The organism is Pedobacter sp. 01T416_2, assembly GCF_056398925.1.
The window spans coordinates 1-1,629 of the sequence record NZ_JBFTQI010001029.1 but is presented as its reverse complement, the minus strand read 5'-3'; the positions used below and the strand labels follow the sequence as shown (position 1 = coordinate 1,629).

Genomic DNA, 1,629 nt, shown 5'->3' with positions numbered 1-1,629 from the left:
ACCTTGTAGTCTTTTGGAGTTTGTTTTCCAGACCAAGCTTTTTTCGATGTCCAATTTGCAGGAGCATCAGTCCAAAAAGTATTGTCAGCAGGTAATCCCAGTGGCAAAAATGCCAATGTTGCCATATACAGGCTTCCCGTCGACGTGTACAGATCGACAATATCAGGCTGAGCGCCACAAAATCCTAAAACCAGCCAACCCTTATTATCAAAATTATCACATTGATCATACATGCGGTGCATAACGGCCGTTAGACCACACCTTACCTGTGCGGGTGTAATGTTATTCAGTTTTTCCATTAGAGCAGTTTGAGCTAATGCCTGAAAAGCACCTGTACGATAAGTCATTGATCGGCCAAAAACAGGAAAAGTACCATCTGGCGCAATCATACGCTCCAAAAATTCAGAATAACGCGCCATACGTTTTACGGCTAAATCATAATCCTCTTGTGGATACATCTTTTTCACTGTAACTATACCTAATAAATCAACCATCATAGGATGCATCACAAAGGAATTGTAATAATCGACACATAGTTTTGATCCGTCACTGTACCAGCCATCACCGCTATACCATTCGGTTGTTTTTCGTATGGCATAGTCTATTCGCACCGGATCATAATCTGCTCCAACTTTCAATAAAAATCCTTCGGTTATTCCAGAAAATAGTAACCAATTATTAAAAGTTGCTTTCCGGTTGCGCAGGCTTTTAAATTCCTGGATAACTCTTTTCTTTGTTAAAGCATCCAATGGTTCCCACAATGCTTTGGGTGCACGAATAAAAGCATGTGCCATGTAAGCGGCATCTACAATAGGCTGTTGCTGTTTCGAAAAATTCAAATAATCCTTACTGTTAGGATCAACTCCATGGGCGATCCCCTGCAACAATTCTGTTCTTAATTGTTTGCGCATTACACCCTCTTTAGTATTGTCATCTGGTAAAGCAAGCCAAGGCGCAACTCCTGCCATTGTTCGCCCAACAGCTTCTAAATAAGAAACCTCACTGGCAACCATTCCGTATGCTTTACCGTAGTCGGGAAGCGTCTCAAGCGGCATATTCTTTTTTAAAGTTTCTTGAGCTAAATTATGAATCACCGGATAACTCATTTTATAGAGTAATTGACTCCAATATTCACGGTCACTCTTGCCATTACCGGCATCAGTTGTCTCAATCCGCATCTCATTCGTCTTTGTCTGTGCATCAACGCCTGTCGTAAATGCAAGAAAAAACGACATTAACAACGAAAAGCTGCTCAATTTTATTTTTATAGAATAAATCATAGTTTTTAACTTTTATTTGTTCTGTGGAATTATAGTCGATCCTGGTATAGTGAGGCAATTACAAATACCACTTTTTATATCTTAAAAGAGCCTCCAGGTAATAATAATCTGCATAGGTAAGCGGTACATCGATTTCCGTTTTATTTGGCATATGCCCAACGCTGTGTAAAAGTAAAAAACCACMATTTTCACCCAATTTTGCACGGTATTTATCAGATGCCAGTGATCTTAACATCGTTTCGGCAGTGTTGATATAGAGTTTCTTTTCTTTCGCTCCTGTATATTGCCCTAATTCCAAAAGAGCTGAAGCAATCAAAGCCCCTGCAGACGCATCTCTATATTGGGTAGG

At 39.9% G+C, this 1,629-nt stretch carries 1 protein-coding gene and 1 pseudogene; both read right to left on the bottom strand.

Annotated features, from left to right (window positions below; genetic code table 11):
- Positions 1 to 1,280: DUF2264 domain-containing protein (locus AC1DPQ_RS27020; RefSeq protein WP_477611463.1), on the bottom strand; the 1,280-nt coding region annotated here is incomplete at its 3' end.
- Positions 1,281 to 1,338: 58 nt separating this feature from the next.
- Positions 1,339 to 1,629: pseudogene (locus tag AC1DPQ_RS27015) on the bottom strand (glucuronyl hydrolase); the annotation flags it as partial.